Raw genomic sequence first — 16345 nt, 5'->3', positions numbered from 1 at the left:
CTGCAAAAATATGCACTGCCCACGCCCGAGGGGTCCACCTTACACTTCTCCCGACACAGAGGAGTGGAGTGGTCATGAAATTTAAATCCGGTTTGTTGCTGTTGTTGGCTCTCGCCGCGCCGTTCCCTTCCGCGGTGCTTGCCAAGGATACCGTGAAGCTCGCGTTCATCGGCCCGTTGTCGGGCGGCAATTCCGCACCAGGCCTCGGAGGCCGTAATTCCGCGCAGCTTGCGGTTCAGCTGCGCAATGCCGATCCGGCGGCGAAATACACCTATGAACTCATTACGTTTGACGATGAGTGCAAGCCGAATGTCGGCATTCAGGTCGCCACCAAGGCAGCTTCCGACAACTCCATCATCGCAGGCATCACGCATTACTGTTCCGCCGTCGGCATCGCCACGGTCGATACCTATTCGCGTTTCGGCCTACCTGTGGTGGTGTGGGGTGCGATCCTGCCGGAAATCACCTACGGCAACGACTACCGCGAGATCCATCGCGTCAACGGTACCATGATCAACGAGGGGAGGCTGGCCGCGGATTTCCTCACCAAGCAGGGCTACAAGAAATTTGTCGTCGTCCATGACACCACGGATTACGGCAAGGGCCAGAACAAGTATTTCACTGAATATCTCAAGCCCACTGGCGGCGAGATCGTTGCGACCTTCCCGGTCAGCCCTGACCAGCAGGACTTTACGGCGGAACTGACCAGGATCAAGGAGCTCAAGCCGGATCTCATTCTGATCGGCGGATTGACGCCGCTCGGCGTCCGCCTGCGCGCGCAGATGGATCGCGTCGGCGTCGTCGCCCAGCTTGCCGGCGTGTCCGGCATCATGACGGCCGGGTTCCTCGAAGGCGCAGGCGCTGCCGGCGAGGGCACGATCTCGTTCCACAACGGTGCGCCGATCAGCAAATATCCGCAAGGCCAGGCCTTTCTCGAAGCCTACACCAAGGCCGGCTTCCGCGAAGACCCCGACGCCTACGGCCCGTTCGCCTATTCCGCCACTAATCTCGTAATGGACGCGATCGAAAAGACCGGTCCCGATCGCAAGAAGATGAAGGAAGTGCTCAACGGCACCAAGGGTTACAAGGCGCTGGTTGGCGAGATCAACTTCGATGATCACCGCCAGAACATCGTCAGCGCCAACGTCTATGTGGCCCAGGACGGCAAATGGGTTTACTGGCCGGACAGCGAATACGCCGCCGGCAAGAAGAAGCTCGCCAAAAACTGACGATGTTGCGGCGGGCTTCGGCCCGCCGTTTCCCGCCTGGCGCTTTCGATATTCTCCTCAAGATCAGGACTCCGCGATGGACGTCGGCATTCTTGCCCAGCAGCTTTTCAACGGCCTGATGCTGGGCGTGATCTATGCGATGATCGCGGTGGGCTTCTCGCTGTTCTTCGGCGTGCTCGACGTCATCAAATTCTCACACGGCGATGTCGTGACCGTCGGCGCATTCTCCAGCCTCGGGGCGGCCGGGCTTGCGGGAGGTCTGGTGGCGCTACCGCCGGTGCTGGCGCTGGCCTCGGGAATAGCCGCGGCCGTGGCCATCGGCGCGCTGGCCGGCGTGATCATCGGCCGCGTTCTGGTGCTGCCGCTGCGCCATGCGCCCGGTGTCAACGTGCTGTTGGCCACCTTGATGGCGGGCACCGTGCTGCGCGAAGCGATCCGGCTTGGCGTGCCCAATGGCGGCAATCCAAAACCGTTTCCCGCACTGCTGCCGGGCGGTTCCATCAAAGCCGGCTCGTTCAGTGCCGGCATCGACAGCGTGATGATCCTTGCCGCCGGCCTGCTGCTGGTGCTGGGGACGCATCTTCTGATCACCCGCACGCGGTTCGGTCTGGCCATTCGCGCGGTGGCGCAGGATGGCGAGGTGGCGAGGCTCTCGGGGATCGATTTCCAGACGGTGGTACTGGGAACATTTGCGCTGGGCTCGGCGCTTGCGGCGTTCGCGGGCTGCATGCTCGGGCTCTATTACCGCGAGATCAACTTCAACATGGGCGTCCTGCTCGGCATTATCGGCTTCGCTTCGGCGGTCGTCGGCGGGCTCGGTAGCATGCTCGGGCCGATCATTGGCGGCTTCCTGTTTGCCGGCGTACAAACCCTGGTCGTGGTCGCGCTGCCGGTTTCGAGTGCGTACAAGGACGTCATTGCCTTTGCGGCAATCATCGTCCTGATCGCGATCTTCCCGACCGGCCTGATCGCCGAGCGCCGCAGCGAGCGGGTGTAATGAGCAGCATTCCTTCCCCGATCCCCGTATTATCGCCGCTTCGGATGCAGCGTCATCCGCGCGCCGTGGTCGTGCTCACGGTAGCCTTGCTGTTTGCAGGCGGTGGCCTGATGATGCATGCGGAATCACAGATTCAGGTGCTCGGCCTGCTCGCGGCCTTTCTGGCGATGTTCGCGATCGCCGATCGTACGCCGCTCGGTCAGGACGTCGTGGCGATCTGCGGCGACTACAGCGGATTCGCCAACGGCGTCGCTTTCGTCTGCGCGCTGGGCCTGATCGCCGTCTTTCGCGGCGAACATTACACGCTTCTGATGCTGGCGACCGTGGCGCTGTTTTCCACGGCTTGCATCGCCCTGAACCTTCAACTGGCGTTCGCAGGAATTGCCAACTTCGCCGGCGCGGCGTTCTTTGTGCTCGGTTCGTATACGGCGGCCGTATTGACGGCGTATGCCGGGATTCCGCATCTGATGATCCTCGCTGTCAGCGGCATCGTGACCGGCGCGATCGGGGTCGTTTTGTTGCTGCCGGTACTGCGGACGCGCGGGCACTATGCAGCACTTGTGACCATCGCATTCGGCCTGCTGCTGCGCAGCCTGCTGGAGGTGAACGACACGCTGGGTGGCCCGCAAGGCATGAAGATCAAGGGTTTTTCGATCTTCGGTCTCGACTTCAACCGGGTGTCGTCGGTCGGTCCGTGGGACGTGTCATTCTATCTGCCCTATGCAGTGCTTTCGATCTGCATTTTGGCGGTGGCCTTCACGCTGATCCGCCGCATCGAGCGGTCCTGGATCGGGATCGCGCTGGACACCGTGCGCAGCGATGAGACCGCGGCCTCGGTGTTCGGCCTGTCGATCGCCCGCTGGAAGGTCGTAGCCTTCCTGATCGGCAACGCAGTGATCGGTGTTGCCGGGGCGGTCTACGGCATGATGAACGGGTTCGTGACGCCGAACGGGTCCGGGCTCGGCGACTCCCTGTTGATGTTGTCGATCATCGTGCTCGGCGGGCTCGGCAATTTCTGGGGTGCCGTGGTCGCCGCCATGGTGATCCTCGTCATCCCCGAAAAACTGCAGGCTATTCAGGAATTCCGGCTGCTGATCTTTGCGTTGCTGGTGCTGGGTATCCTGCTGTTCCGCCCGTCGGGCATTTTGCCGCGTCCGATCCGCGATCTGTCGCGCTTCATCGGGCGGCCGGGAGCGGACGCATGAACGCTCCCTTGCTGGCCTGCGGCGGCCTCACGATGCGCTTCGACGGTCTGGTCGCGCTTGATGCTCTCGATATCGAGGTCGCAAGGGGCGAAACCGTCGGGCTGGTCGGTCCCAACGGATCGGGCAAGACCACGTTCTTCAACGTGGTGACTGGGCTCTACAAGCCGTCGGCCGGATCGGTGCGCCTTGATGCCCGCGATCTCTTTGCCAAGCCGCCGCAAATGATCGGCAGGGCAGGTGTCGCGCGAACCTTCCAGCGCTCGCGGTTGATGCTGGACCAGAGCGTGTTCGACAATATCGTGGTCGGCGCCTTGTGCCGGCTTGATCTCGGGCTGTTCACCAACCTGTTTCTTCGCCGGCGCTGGCGCGACGAACTCAGCGGGATGGTCGATCGCGCCCGCGCGCTGGCGCATCGTTTCAATCCCGTGATCGCCGACCGGCTGTTTCAGCCTGCCGGTGCGTTCACGATGATCGATCGCCGTCGGATCGAAATCTGCCGGGCGCTGATCGGCACGCCTCGGCTTCTGTTGCTGGATGAACCGTCGGCGGGCATGACGCATGACGAAACGCGCCAGCTGATGGACGACCTGCTGGCGTTTCGTCAGGAGATGCCCGATCTGGCAGTGATCCTGGTGGAGCACGAAATGGATGTGATCCGCCGCGTCTCCGACCGCTGCGTCGTGCTGAATTTCGGCCGCAAGATCTTCGAAGGCACCTTCGATGCGCTGATCGCCAATCCCGACGTCCAGACCGCCTATCTGGGAGTGAGCCAATGATCGCCGGCGGCACGGCAACGCGCAAACTCTCGGCTATCGGCATCACCGCCGGTTACGATCGCGCCGATGTGCTGAAGGGGGTTTCGGTCGAGGTCAAGCCGGGCACGGTGACCTGTATCCTAGGCGCCAATGGCGCCGGAAAGAGCACGCTGATCCGCACGATTCTCGGCCTCAACCGCGTGCGCAAGGGCGAGGTGTATTTCGGCAACGATGCGATCGCGAATATGCCGACCCACAAGATCGCAGCACTCGGTATCGCCACGGTGCCCGAAGGCAACCGCGTGCTGCCACGTATGACGGTCCTCGATAATCTGAAGGTCGGCGGTCTCCTGATGCGCGATTCCAGGCGTGTGGCTGCGCGCATGGAAGAACTTTTCGAGACATTTCCGCGGCTGCGGGAGCGGTGGGGTCAGTTGGCCGGCACGCTATCCGGCGGCGAGCGGTCGATGCTGTCGATTGCGCGGGGGCTGATGACTGATCCCGAGCTGATCGTGTTCGACGAGCCGTCACTCGGACTATCGCCGCTGTTCGTCTCCGAGGTATTCGGAATTGTGCGGCGCCTGAAGACGGCTGGGCTGTCGATCCTGCTGGTCGAACAGAATGTGCGCCAGACCCTCGACGTTGCCGACTACGGCTATGTGCTGGTGCAGGGCCAGGTCGTGGCCGAGGGTGACGCGGAGCAGCTGAAGCAGAATGCCGAACTCCACAAGGCCTATTTCGGCGTTCACTAACGAAGAAAATTAAGGGAGAGAACAAATGGGAATTCAGGTTTTCGATCGCGTCAATCCGCTGCGCAAGCCAAAGGGCTTTGAACCCGTGGTGCAGCGATGGTCCGCCGGCTTCGCCAACAAGTGCGAGACGCTGTGCGTGGCGTTCCACGGCATTCAGGGCCGTGATGCCGAGAGCGTCTATGCGTCGCCGTTCTTCCCCTGGATCGATGCGGCTGTCGGCCTTCCCAGCGGGCCGACGGTGCACGACCATGCCTGGTTTATCGACCAGAACGGTCTCTACACCCACATCGTTGCGGCCTACTGGCTTGATCAGGAGCGTCGCGATGACTGGCTCGCCTATCCGCATGTGGCGGGCTGGTGGACCGATGCCGCGCGCCTTGCCGAGCCGAATGGATATTTCCGTGAAAGCCTCACCGTGCCGGTGGAGCGGCAGGAGACGCTGTACTGGAAGGACTATCCGGCCGCGCTCAGCCGATCGCCTGAAGTGGCGGTCTATCCGACGCCCTATTGCGGCTATTACGGCGCCATGCGGGACCGGATTCCGCTGGCGGCCGTGGATGCACTTGCGCCCGCTGTGAAAGAATTGCCGCCGGCGGTCGCCCGCGACACCCGGTCGGCACGCTGGCGCATCGTCACGCCGCAAAATTTCACGGTGATCCGCTCGGCCGCGTTCTGGGGCCGCTGCGACCCGGCGCAGACCGAGGATTACATGCGCGATCTACGCGCTCCGCTGGAACGCGGCATGGCTTACCTGAAGGAGAGTCCCGAGGCCACCGGCTGCTGCTCGCTGCGCTTTCAGCAGACCTGCGATGCCGCAGGCACGCCGCAGCTCGAGACCCACGCCCTCGGCTACTTCCTGTCCCTGGAGCACATGGAGAACTGGGCCGAACGCCATGCGTCGCACGAGGCGATCTTCACCGCCGCGATCGCGCGCTATCGCAAGTTCGGCAAGGCCAACCAGCTCCGCACCTGGCACGAGGTGTTCGTGCTGCCGGAGCAAGGCCAGATCTTCGAATACGTCAATTGCGCACCCGGCACCGGCCTGTCGGGCTATTTCGCGGGCGAACGGCTGTGATCGCGCAATTGCAGATACATAAGAAGGATTCGTGAGAATGACGTCATCCGTGAAAATAGCCGCCGTCCATGCAGCGCCGGTGTTTCTCGATCGCGCAGCGACGACGGCGAAGGCGATCTCGATCATCCGGGAGGCGGCCCGCGGCGGAGCGCAACTGATCGCGTTCCCCGAGACCTATATTCCGGCGTTTCCGGTCTGGGCAGCGCTGTGGGCGCCGATCGAGAACCACGATCTGTTCGTGCTGATGGCAGAACAATCCGTCGCGATCGCAGGCCCCGAAATCGCGGCGCTGCGGCGTGAGGCCAGATCGCTCGGCGTCACGATCTCGATGGGCATAAGCGAAAGCTCGCCGACCAGCGTCGGGCTGATCTGGAACAGCAACGTCATGATCGGTTCTGATGGCGCCATTCTCAACCATCACCGAAAGCTGGTGCCCACTTTCTACGAGAAGCTGATCTGGGCCGCCGGCGACGGCGCCGGACTGCGCGTCGTCGATACGCCGGTCGGCCGCGTCGGAAACCTGATCTGCGGCGAGAACACCAATCCGCTGGCGCGCTATGCGCTGATGGCGCAGGCCGAGCAGATCCACATCTCGAGCTGGCCGCCGATGTGGCCGACGCGGCGGCCGAGCGCGGGTGGCAATTTCAACAATGTCGCCGCCAACCGCATCCGCGCCAGCGCGCATTCGTTCGAAGCCAAGGCGTTCGGCGTCATCACGGCAGGCTTCATGGACGCGGCAATGCGTGAATTCCTGATCGCGCGCGATCCTGATGTTACCGACGTGATCGATCGCACCCAGCGAGCAGCGAGCTTCTTCGTCGATCCCACCGGCGAAGTGTTCGGAGACATCCTGCAGGATCAGGAAGGCATCGCCTATGCGGAATGCGATCTGCAGCGCTGCGTCGAGCCCAAGCAGTTCCACGACGTGGTCGGCTATTACAACCGCTTCGATATCTTCGACCTCAAGGTCAATCGCAAGCGGCTGACCTCCGCGACGTTCAGCGATACCGTCTCTGCCGATATCACACCCGTGCTGGCCGAGCACGGCGCGGCGGCCGAGGCCGTTTCATTCCACAACGGCGGCGGCCTGGATTCGTGACTGGATAGGACGACAACTCGAACCGAGAGAAAGCGCACGCTATGACCGAAAGCTGCGACCGCAATCCACTGCACTTGTCTGCAACATGCTCATGCTGCCGGGAGGCAGCGCCGGTTGCCGCGGAAGCGCAGGTCTCCAGCGGAATCGAGACGGCGCTGTTGCACGGGCTGTTTCCCGCGCCGGTGCTACGCCGGAAATTGTTGAAATCCGTGGGCGCAGCGGCCTTGCTGGGTGCGCTGGGCGGATTACTGCCGATCGATACGCTGAAAGCCATCGCACAGGAGAAGAAGCCGCTCGAAAAGGCCAAGCTGAACGTCGGCTTCCTGGCGATCACCTGCGCGGCGCCGTTGATCTATGGCGAGCAAATGGGCGCCTATGCCAGGGAAGGCCTCGACGTTTCGCTGCAGAAGGTGCCTGGCATCGCCCTGATCCGCGACAAGATGGTCAGCGGTGAACTGGATGTATCGCAGCAGGTGATGCCGGTGCCGTTGACCATGAGCGCCGGGCTTGGCGGCAATCAGCAGTCGATCAAGGTCCTCACGATTCTCAACCAGAATGGAAACTCGCTGGTTCTGGCCAACAAGCACAAGGACAACCGCGATCCGAAAAACTGGAAGGGTTTTACCTTCGCGGTACCGTTCGACCAGAGCCATCAGGCCCTGCAGCTTCGCAACTATCTCGCCGCCCACGGCCTCGATCCGGACAAGGATGTGACCTACCGGGTCGTACCGCCGACGGAATACGTTTCAAACCTGCGGGTCGGCAGTATCGATGGCTTCTTCGGCGGCGAACCCGGTGGCCAGCGCGCGGTGTACGAGGGCGCGGGATTCATCCATCTGATCTCCCGGGAAATTTGGGACGGCCATCCCTGCTGTTCGGTCACCGCGGCGGAAAGCTGGATCACCCAGCATCCGAACACCTTCATGGCGTTCTACCGTGCGATCGTGGCCGCGAGCTTGTACGTCTCGGACAAGAACAACCGCGGCGGCATGGCGAAGGTGCTGGCACAGCCGCAATATCTCAATGCACCCGAGGTCGTGCTGGAGCAGGTCATCACCGGCCGCTACGCCGATGGCCTCGGAAACATCAAGGACGATCCGCGCCGCGTCGACTATCAGCCGTTTCCACACTACGCGGCAGCGGTGTGGCTGATGACGCAACTGCGGCGCTGGAACATGCTCAAGGACGACATCGACTACAAGAAGCTCGCCGAGCAGGTGATGCTGGCGACCGACGCATCCAGGATCATGCGCGAGAACGGCGCTTCGCCGCCGGCGGGAGGTTTTGGAAAGGAAACCATCCTCGGCAGCGAGTTCGATTCCAGCCAGCCGGACGAATACCTCAAGTCGGTCCGCAAGGGCTGACGCCGCATGACGTTGGTCTAGATCTGCACTTCGACCGCGACACTTGCATTGCGCGCGCCTGACATGGGCTGAACCTCGCCCCGGACGTCGGTCGCGCGGGAGATGATCCGCATCGGGCCGCTGCGATCGATGCGCAGTTGCGCCGAGAAACCCTGCCAGGACTTGTCGGTCCGGGGTGACAGGGTGGCCGGCAGCCAGCTCGCGCCGCCATCGATGCTGAGGTCGACGCGCGCGATATCATGTTCGCCCCAGCTCCAGCCGCGGACGGTCAACGTGCCGGCGTCGATCTTCTCGCCGGCGGCGGGCGTGACGATCGCCGAGTCCGGCGCGACCGCCCAGACCGGACGGCGAATGCCGGATGCATCCGTATCGTTGTACCAACGGGTGGTGAAAGGGCCGGCCGCGCGGCCGTCTGCGAGATGCAGCGTCCGCAGCCATTTGACGGAATTGGTCCCGTACCAGCCCGGCGCCACGAGCCGCACCGGCCCGCCCCGATGGGCGCTCAGCGGTGCGCCGTTGATCTCGAAGGCGAGCAGGACGTCGTCCTGCAGGGCTTTGGCGAGGGGAAGGTCCTTCTGATATTTGGCGACCGCCACGCCTTCGAACGAGCCACTATCGATGCCGTCGGCCCATAGATGGGTGGCGCGGGAATCGTAGCCGGCACGCGACAGTACGTCGCGCAACCGGATGCCGCGCCAGACGACGTTGGCAACGCGGTCCGGCGTCGGCTCGGCGGGCTTCATCGGATTGCCGGCACATTTGTGAAAGGCGGTGATCCGATGTGCCTGGAAGGTCACGAGATCATCAAACCTGAGAACCAGCGGTTTGGCTGTCATTCCCGTGACCGAAAGGCTCCAGTCGTCGCGGGCCAGATCCGGGATGCCAAGATGCGCCAGCACGAAAACATCAGGCTCGGGTGTCACGAAATCCGTCAGTTGCGAGATCTTACGCGGTATCGAGCGGTAGGTGCCGGTTTCGATCATGTCGGTCATGGCTGTTCTTTATCGCGTCCATGGCGTGGTACACAACCGATGTCATCGCCGGACTGGTTTTCGGAGCGCCAATCTCGCAAGATGGGCCACGCAAGTCCACTGGTTACCGTGGTTGCTCAGGCCTGTTAGGATTATTCGTGTTCGATTGGAACGATTTGGTATATTTTCTGGAATTGGCACGTCAAGGCCGCCTCATGCCGGCCGCTCGGCGGCTGAGGGTCGACCACACTACTGTCAGCCGGCGTATCGCCGAGTTGGAGAAGAGCCTCTCGGTCAAGCTGTTTGATCGCAAGCCGGACGGTTTCGTCCTTACCGAACACGGCCATCGCCTGTTCGCGATCGCCGAACGAATCGAACAGGAAGCTTCTTCCGTTCAACAGGCGTTGGGCTCAGACGCGAGCACCGCCACGGGGCGGGTGCGCGTCGCGACCATGGAGGGGATCGGTGCTTTTTTTCTGGCGGAACGCTTTACGGAACTGGCGGCGAGGAGTCCGGGAATAACGGTGGAGCTTGTGACCGAGAGGCATCTCATCAGCCTGACCAAGCGCGAGGCGGACATCTTTATCAGTTTCGTGCATCCTGACGGGCAGCGCCTCGTCGTCAAGAAAGTCGGATCGTTTCGTCTCGCCTTGTATGCGAGCGATGCCTATCTCGCCCTTCGCGGGATGCCGGCCAACCGGGCCGAACTCGCGTCTCATACCTTTGTTGACTATGTTGAGGATCTCATCGCTATCCAGCCGGTGCATTGGCTGCTGGATGTACTTGAGCCGACGAACGTCTCCTTCCGCTCATCCAGTATGCACGCGCAGCAGAACGCCGTGGCGGCGGGAGCAGGCATCGCACTGCTGCCCCTGTTCTCCGCTAAGGCGAACCCAACCCTCGTTCCCGTCCTCCCTGATGAGGTCAAGGTCTATCGCGACGTTTTCCTGTCGGTACACCAAGACATCGAATTCATGGCTCGGGTCCGTTCAGTGAGCCGTCATATCGCTCACGTCTTTGACCGCGACAAGGCTTACCTGAACGAATACTGAGGCGCAGCCGCATTGTCGAATCATTCACTGATTCGACAAAAGAACGATGCCACCGGGTCGCTCGCGCCAATCGCCGCTGCGCGGAGCTAGTTGTTCTGTTAGCTGTCTCCAATTTTGCAGGGCTCCGCAGAAGCTGCCAGTCCTCTCATGAGAAGATCGAAAGTTGCGTCCGCGAAGGCGACGACATCGATCGCTTTCCGGCTGCGGAATAATAGTGACCATAGGGCCGGCAGCAGCGCTGGACACATGACGATTTTTCCGTCAACTCGCTTGCAGGTGCCGACGATCCAAATTCGCCGGAGGCTATCCCCGCTTCGATGAGTTTCTGGAACTGGTCGATGACCGGCCGCACGAACTCTTCGTAGTGCCGTTGTGCTTGGCTTCGTGTCGGTTGCGCTTAACACCCTCGCCGATATCGTGGTTGCGTTTGCGGCGAGCGGCATCCGAGAAGGCGCAGCAGCGCGTCCCGCGCTAATCCGCCGCCTACGAGAGGGGTCGGGGGCGGCGATGATCGCGTTAGGCATCGGCTTCGTTCTGGCGAAGCGTCCTGCTAACTGATCGTTGGGTTACGCTGCTCTTACGACTGTCAAGGCCGGGGCCGTTCACGTCGAAGGAAACGAGCTGTCATGAGCTGATCGAGTCTGGTTGTTGGACCCTACCGCGTGGCCACGACATCAACGCTTGATCGTGCGCAACTTCAGAACTGTGACACCGATACTTCCGCAGTCACGGTTCAGGCAACGAGCGACAGAATGGGGTTTGAGCGCATTGTCCGGCGCATTGTCCCGCCGTCGTTCACGGTGGTTAGGGCTTAATTTTGGTTGAGGAGCCACCTATCAGCCGCGGCATTGGCTCGCGACGGTGGCGACCTCGCGCTGCCTTCGGCGGAGACTTCATGTGGGCTGCTTCCTGCAGCATGATGTCTCGCATCCAAATGCTTGCCTGATCATTATTGTGAAGGGCAGGCCATTGAACCGCCTCAGTAAAGGCGGGGAGTGGCAGCGGAAGGTCGACGATCCGCAGCGGCGTCGTCGCTGCAAGTTGTGCTGCGAGCCTTGAGTGCATCGTCGCAATTCGCTCCGTGCCCAACAGAAACGACGGGATCATACTGAAGCTGGGCACGGCAACCTCGATCCGCCTCTTGTGACCATGTTCGAGCAAGAGCCATTCCTCGATAGACGGTTTCCGTGTACGTCCGAACTGAGCCGCAACGTGCCCCATCGACATGTATCGCTCGAAAGTGAGCTTCCGTGAAAGCTTCGGGTTCGTTCTGCAGCCCACACACACGAGCGTTTCGTCGAAAAGTCTGGCTTTGGGATGTGCGCTCGACATGAACATTTCCAGAAAGATCAGAAAGTCAACTTCCCCGCGCCTAAGCGGTTCGTCCGGCTGATCGTCGAACTGCAGCAACTCGAACGTGATGCCGGGAGCTTCCCGGGCGACACGCTCGACAACCTTTCTGAAAAACACCAGTGCCATGAAATCCGACAGGATGATCCTGAAGCGGCGATCCGATTTGGTAGGGTTGAAAGTTTCCCGGGACGCGATGGAGAGCTGGATGTGCAGCAGGGCCTCGCGAGTCGGAGCGGCAAGGGATTCGGCGAGAGGTGTTGGAACGAGCTCGCGCCCCCTCATCGTAAATAGGTCATCGTGAAAATAGGTGCGCAGCCGTGCGACGGCAGCGCTCATTGCGGGTTGGCTCAGATTGATGCTGCGTGACGCCGCGGTGAGGCTGCGCTCGGTCATCAGCGCGTCGAGCGCGACGAGGAGATTTAGATCGAGCCCTTTGAAACGCATGTCTCGCATCCATGGTATGGATAGGATCCATAAAAACAATCGATTTTGCCAATGTCAAGGATTGTCACAAGCTCCAAAAAAAATCAGGGGAGGACATTTCGTGGCACCGACTGATTTCGATGTGGCAATCATCGGCTACGGCCCGACGGGTCTCACCGCGGCCTCGCTGCTGGGGCAGCTCGGGCACCGCGTGGTGGTCATCGAGCGTTGGCCAACGCTCTACGGCCTGCCGCGACTAACCCATATCGACGGCGAGACGGCGCGGCTGCTTAGCTTTGCCTGCGATATTGACGAGGCTCTGCGAGATTCCTCACCGATCGAGTCGTACATTTTTTACAACGCGAAGGGCAGGCCGCTCGTAGACGTGGGCAAAGTTCCGAGCCTGCCGATGGGTTTCCCGGCGCATATCTCGATCCACCAGCCTGACATCGAAGCAGCGATCGATCGCCGGGTGCGCACGCTGACAAATGTTGTCATCCACCAAGGTACGGAGCTCACAGGCTTGAAAAGCACTGCCGGCACGATCGAGCTCGCAATGAAGAGGGACGGCCGTGTCGAAACACTGCGGTCAAGCTACGTGTTCGGCGCTGACGGCGCCCGCAGCTTCGTCCGCTCGGCGCTCGGCATCGAGCGTGATGACAACGGTTTCAACGAGCGCTGGCTCAACATCGACGGCGAGCGAAAGCGCTCTATGGCGTCGAGTTTCGAGGAGACCAAACAATACTGCGATCCGGCCAGGGGACATATGTTCCTGCCGATCGGCAAGAACCGGCAGCGGTTTGAGTTCGCGCTTCTGAAGCATGAAGACACAGCGGAAATGGAGAAGGCGGAGAGTGCTTGGAAGATACTGAGGCACTATCATGGGGTCGGGCCCGACGACATCGAAATCATACGGCAGCTCGTCTACACGTTTGAATGCCGGATGGCGCAGAACTGGCGCAGGGGGCAGGCCTTCCTCGGCGGCGATGCCGCCCATACAATGCCGCCCTATATGGGGCAGGGCGCCTGCTCTGGAATTCGCGATGCCGCCAACATCGCCTGGAAGTTCGACCTTGTTCTGCGCGGCGCTGCATCTGCGGACATCCTCGACAGTTACGAGCTGGAACGCCGCCCGCACGTCGACAACATCATGCGTTCCGCGACAATGCTCGGCAAGGTGGCGAACACCCACAGCCGCGCTGTCGCCTTCATTCGTGACGTCGCCTTCCGCTTCAACCTGGTGCCGTCACCTCCGCCATTCCCCGCTTTCGCGGCAGGCGTGATCCAGGATGATCGCAGCGGCGAGGCCGGTAAAGCGGTAGGGTCGGTGCCCCCACAGGGGCAAGTCAGCATCGGCGGCCGGACGGGCCGGCTCGACGACCAAGTCGGCTACCGCTTCGCGCTGATCGCCGAGAACAATCCAGCCGCGGTGCTCGATCCAACACGCATCGGATTCCTGAGGGACCTCGGTTGCCGGCTATTCACGCTCGCCGACAACGCCGGCCCGGGTGTCGAGCGCATCGTCGACACAGGAGGAGTCTATTCTAATTACCTCGCCGAGAAGCACGTTGCCGCACTGCTCACACGTCCAGACACCAACCTGTTCGGCTTCGCCCCCGGTATGCCCGACCTGCCGCGTCTCGTGGACGAACTGCGGCAGAAGCTCGGCTGGCGCAAGTCGGCATTGGCCGCTTGATGCGCGAGGCATTGCACATGAATCTCAGCGAAGATCAGCTCAAGCAGATTGATGCACTGTGCCGCGCTATGCCGATCACACGCATGGTGGACTACGGCATGAGCCGCGAGGCGGCGGCGCTGACCCACCGAATTGTCCGTGAGGGCAGGGCCTGGGACATCGTCCTGGAGGAGTTGGCGCGACAGCAGGAAGCGACGGCGCATGACGAACAAGAATCTGCGGCCGCACGTGAACTCTGGCACGCGGCGGCCGCGAGCCTGATCTTCGCGCAGATGGCGTTCAACGCCGACGGCGAGCGGAAGCGCTACCTCTACCAGCAAATGACTCGATGCTTCACCCGCTTTGCTGCGCTCTCGGAGTTTCCTGTGTCGCGCATCGAAATGCCGTACCGGCGCGGTAGGCTGTTCGGTTGGCACTTCCATACGAACGCTGCCGCGGTCGCGGGAAGCGTGATCATATTCGGTGGCATGAGTGGGTGGTCAACCGCCTATCGTTCGATGGCGGAGGCGGTCTGCCGGCGCGGCCTCGACTGTCTGCTGGTGGACGGTCCCGGGCAAGGCGACAGCCGGCTGGAAGGCGGGATCCGAGCTGATGCCGACCTAACGTCCGGTTTCAGCCGTTTCGTAGATTGGATTCAGGAACGCACGCCTGGCCGGCGCATCGGGCTCTGGGGAAACAGCTATGGCGGCTTGCTCGCCGCGCTCACCGCTACGCGCGATCGTCGCATAGCGGCGTGCTGCATCAATGGCGGGCCGATGCTGACACAGCTGCCGCCATTCCGCACGGCCCAAGAGCAATTTGCCGCGATGTTCGGCGAATCGGATCCGGTGGCGCTCACCGCGATTCTGTCCGCGCTTGCGTTCGACAGCCAACACGCGCCGCTGGATTGCCCCACCCTCGTGCTTGAGGGCGGAGCGGACCCGCTGGTGCCGCCCGGCGCGCAACGTGGCTTTCTTGTCGGCAATAGCCACCCACTGTCGCGTGTCGAGACGTGGCTGGACGGGGAGCACACCATCTACAACCACTCCGCCGAACGCAACGCACTGACGACGGCGTGGTTTGCCGAGGCGCTCGCGACATCAGCACGATAATGCACAGGGGGAAACACAATGGTTAAGTCGCGCATCTTCAGCTACGAGAATACCGTGATGGTGCTATTGGCGCTGGCATTCGGTTTTGTCTTCTTTGATAGGCTGGCGCTCAACTTTCTCGCCCCGTTCATCGTTCCCGAGCTGCATCTCACCAACACCCAACTTGGCGCATTCGCGGCGGCCCTGGGATTGACATGGGCGGTCTCCGGCTATGTCGTCGGCGCGCTGTCTGACTATCTCGGTAACAGAAAAGTCCTGCTGGTCGCCGCGATCATCGTGTTTTCTGCCTGCTCAGTGATTTCCGGCTTGGCAAATTCTTTCCTGATGCTCCTGGGCGCGCGCATGATCATGGGGATCGCTGAAGGACCCGTTCTTCCGATCGCACAGTCAATCATGGTGGCCGAATCCTCCGAACATCGGCGGGGATTCAACATGGGAGTGATCCAAAATTTTGTGACCTCGATCCTGAATGGCTTTGTTGCTCCGCTTGCCCTTGTCGCTATCGCCACTGCTTACGGGTGGCGGAATGCGTTCTTTCTTGCCGGAGTTCCCGGATTCATCGTCGCTGTTCTCATCATATTTCTGATCAGAGAGCCAAAATCCGTAGCGCCTGTGCGGCAGGAAAGCGTTTCTGGAAAGTCCATCGGACTGAAAAAGATGCTGAGCTATCGCAACATTTGGATCTGCGCGATGATCAGCGGCCTGATGGTTGGGTGGGTGTTAATCCACATGACTTTCCTGCCAATCTATCTCGTACAAGCCCGTGGCTTGACGCCGGGCGAGATGAGCATCGTGATGGCCACGACCGGTGTTTCGTCTGCGATTTCCGCGATGTTGGTACCCGCGTTATCCGATTATTTCGGCAGGCGCCCCGTTCTAGCGCTCTTCTCGTTTGTGGGTGTGATTGCACCGGTTACAGCGGTGCTTTTCGGCGGCTCCCTGCCGGTAATGTGTTTGTTGTTGGGCGTCGGCTTTTTCGCGATTGGCAGCACGGCGCTGTTCATGGCGACCGTACCTTCGGAGACGATCCCGCCGGCCCATGTAGCGACAGCACTCGGTTTCATTATGGGGGTGGGTGAGATAGTTGGAGGGTTCGGGGGACCTGGTCTCGCCGGCATCGCAGCGGACATACTTGGCCCTTCGACCCCTTTCTGGATGGCGGCTGCAGCCTGCACAGTAGCGGGTGGGCTGGCCCTGCTCCTCGACGAGACCGCGCCGCGCGTCGTCGGACGGACGAAGCAATTGGAAGCTGCGTCTGCGACATGAGCAAGACGTTCAAAAAG

14 protein-coding genes are annotated in these 16345 nt (G+C 61.6%); 12 read left to right on the top strand and 2 right to left on the bottom strand.

Going from position 1 to position 16345, the window contains the following annotated elements; translation table 11 throughout:
• The first annotated feature begins 74 nt into the window (after positions 1-74).
• The 8 genes from IVB05_RS27275 to IVB05_RS27240 all read left to right on the top strand — a co-directional run bounded on the left by IVB05_RS27275 (position 75) and on the right by IVB05_RS27240 (position 8476).
• Positions 75-1229: a branched-chain amino acid ABC transporter substrate-binding protein gene (locus IVB05_RS27275; RefSeq protein WP_247779060.1), complete on the top strand. Its 1155-nt coding sequence runs from the start codon at positions 75-77 to the stop codon at positions 1227-1229.
• Between the two features lie 76 nt (positions 1230-1305).
• Complete coding sequence (locus tag IVB05_RS27270) at positions 1306-2226, top strand: branched-chain amino acid ABC transporter permease (RefSeq protein ID WP_247779059.1); 921 nt, start codon at positions 1306-1308, stop codon at positions 2224-2226.
• Positions 2226-3431: a branched-chain amino acid ABC transporter permease gene (locus IVB05_RS27265; RefSeq protein ID WP_247779058.1), complete on the top strand. Its 1206-nt coding sequence runs from the start codon at positions 2226-2228 to the stop codon at positions 3429-3431. Before IVB05_RS27270 ends, IVB05_RS27265 begins: the two co-directional genes overlap by 1 nt.
• Positions 3428-4207 carry an ABC transporter ATP-binding protein gene (locus IVB05_RS27260; RefSeq protein ID WP_247779057.1) on the top strand — a complete coding sequence of 260 codons (780 nt, stop codon included), beginning with the start codon at positions 3428-3430 and terminating at the stop codon, positions 4205-4207. Before IVB05_RS27265 ends, IVB05_RS27260 begins: the two co-directional genes overlap by 4 nt.
• Positions 4204-4938: an ABC transporter ATP-binding protein gene (locus tag IVB05_RS27255; protein WP_247779056.1), complete on the top strand. Its 735-nt coding sequence runs from the start codon at positions 4204-4206 to the stop codon at positions 4936-4938. The genes IVB05_RS27260 and IVB05_RS27255 overlap by 4 nt, the downstream gene beginning before the upstream one ends.
• A 25-nt stretch (positions 4939-4963) precedes the next feature.
• Positions 4964-6013 (top strand): phenylacetaldoxime dehydratase family protein, encoded by a 1050-nt coding sequence (locus tag IVB05_RS27250; RefSeq protein WP_247779055.1) that lies wholly within the window; start codon positions 4964-4966, stop codon positions 6011-6013.
• A 37-nt stretch (positions 6014-6050) separates the two neighbouring features.
• Positions 6051-7112 (top strand): carbon-nitrogen hydrolase family protein, encoded by a 1062-nt coding sequence (locus IVB05_RS27245; protein ID WP_247779054.1) that lies wholly within the window; start codon positions 6051-6053, stop codon positions 7110-7112.
• 41 nt (positions 7113-7153) lie between these two features.
• A complete protein-coding gene (locus tag IVB05_RS27240) occupies positions 7154-8476 on the top strand; it encodes a CmpA/NrtA family ABC transporter substrate-binding protein (protein ID WP_247779053.1) in 1323 nt (440 codons plus the stop codon).
• Positions 8477-8493: 17 nt separating this feature from the next.
• Here the strand turns inward: IVB05_RS27240 and IVB05_RS27235 are convergent, their stop codons facing one another.
• Positions 8494-9468 carry a molybdopterin-dependent oxidoreductase gene (locus IVB05_RS27235; RefSeq protein WP_247779052.1) on the bottom strand — a complete coding sequence of 325 codons (975 nt, stop codon included), beginning with the start codon at positions 9466-9468 and terminating at the stop codon, positions 8494-8496.
• 137 nt (positions 9469-9605) lie between these two features.
• On the opposite strand from IVB05_RS27235, the gene IVB05_RS27230 reads away from it, so the two are divergent.
• Positions 9606-10499, top strand: a complete 894-nt coding sequence (locus IVB05_RS27230) for a LysR family transcriptional regulator (RefSeq protein ID WP_247779051.1) — start codon at positions 9606-9608, stop codon at positions 10497-10499.
• Between the two features lie 804 nt (positions 10500-11303).
• On the opposite strand, the gene IVB05_RS27225 is transcribed toward IVB05_RS27230, so the two are convergent.
• Entirely contained in the window at positions 11304-12296 is a 993-nt protein-coding gene (locus tag IVB05_RS27225; protein WP_247779050.1) for a LysR family transcriptional regulator, read from the bottom strand.
• 100 nt (positions 12297-12396) lie between these two features.
• Between IVB05_RS27225 and IVB05_RS27220 the strand changes: the two genes are divergently transcribed.
• Genes IVB05_RS27220 through IVB05_RS27210 form a run of 3 tightly spaced genes read left to right on the top strand, consistent with a single transcriptional unit; the run spans position 12397 to position 16328 of the window.
• The gene (locus tag IVB05_RS27220; protein WP_247779049.1) at positions 12397-13971 is read left to right on the top strand and encodes a bifunctional 3-(3-hydroxy-phenyl)propionate/3-hydroxycinnamic acid hydroxylase; all 1575 of its coding nucleotides are present in this window, start codon (positions 12397-12399) and stop codon (positions 13969-13971) included.
• 17 nt (positions 13972-13988) lie between these two features.
• Positions 13989-15062 carry an alpha/beta fold hydrolase gene (locus IVB05_RS27215; protein WP_247779048.1) on the top strand — a complete coding sequence of 358 codons (1074 nt, stop codon included), beginning with the start codon at positions 13989-13991 and terminating at the stop codon, positions 15060-15062.
• A gap of 18 nt (positions 15063-15080) precedes the next feature.
• Positions 15081-16328, top strand: coding sequence for an MFS transporter (locus IVB05_RS27210; protein ID WP_247779047.1), 1248 nt, complete (start codon positions 15081-15083; stop codon positions 16326-16328).
• The last annotated feature ends 17 nt before the right edge of the window (positions 16329-16345 follow it).

Source organism: Bradyrhizobium sp. 170 (assembly GCF_023101085.1).
GTDB lineage: Bacteria > Pseudomonadota > Alphaproteobacteria > Rhizobiales > Xanthobacteraceae > Bradyrhizobium.
The sequence above is the reverse complement of the archived record's forward strand: the minus strand, read 5'-3'. Positions and strand labels throughout refer to the sequence as shown.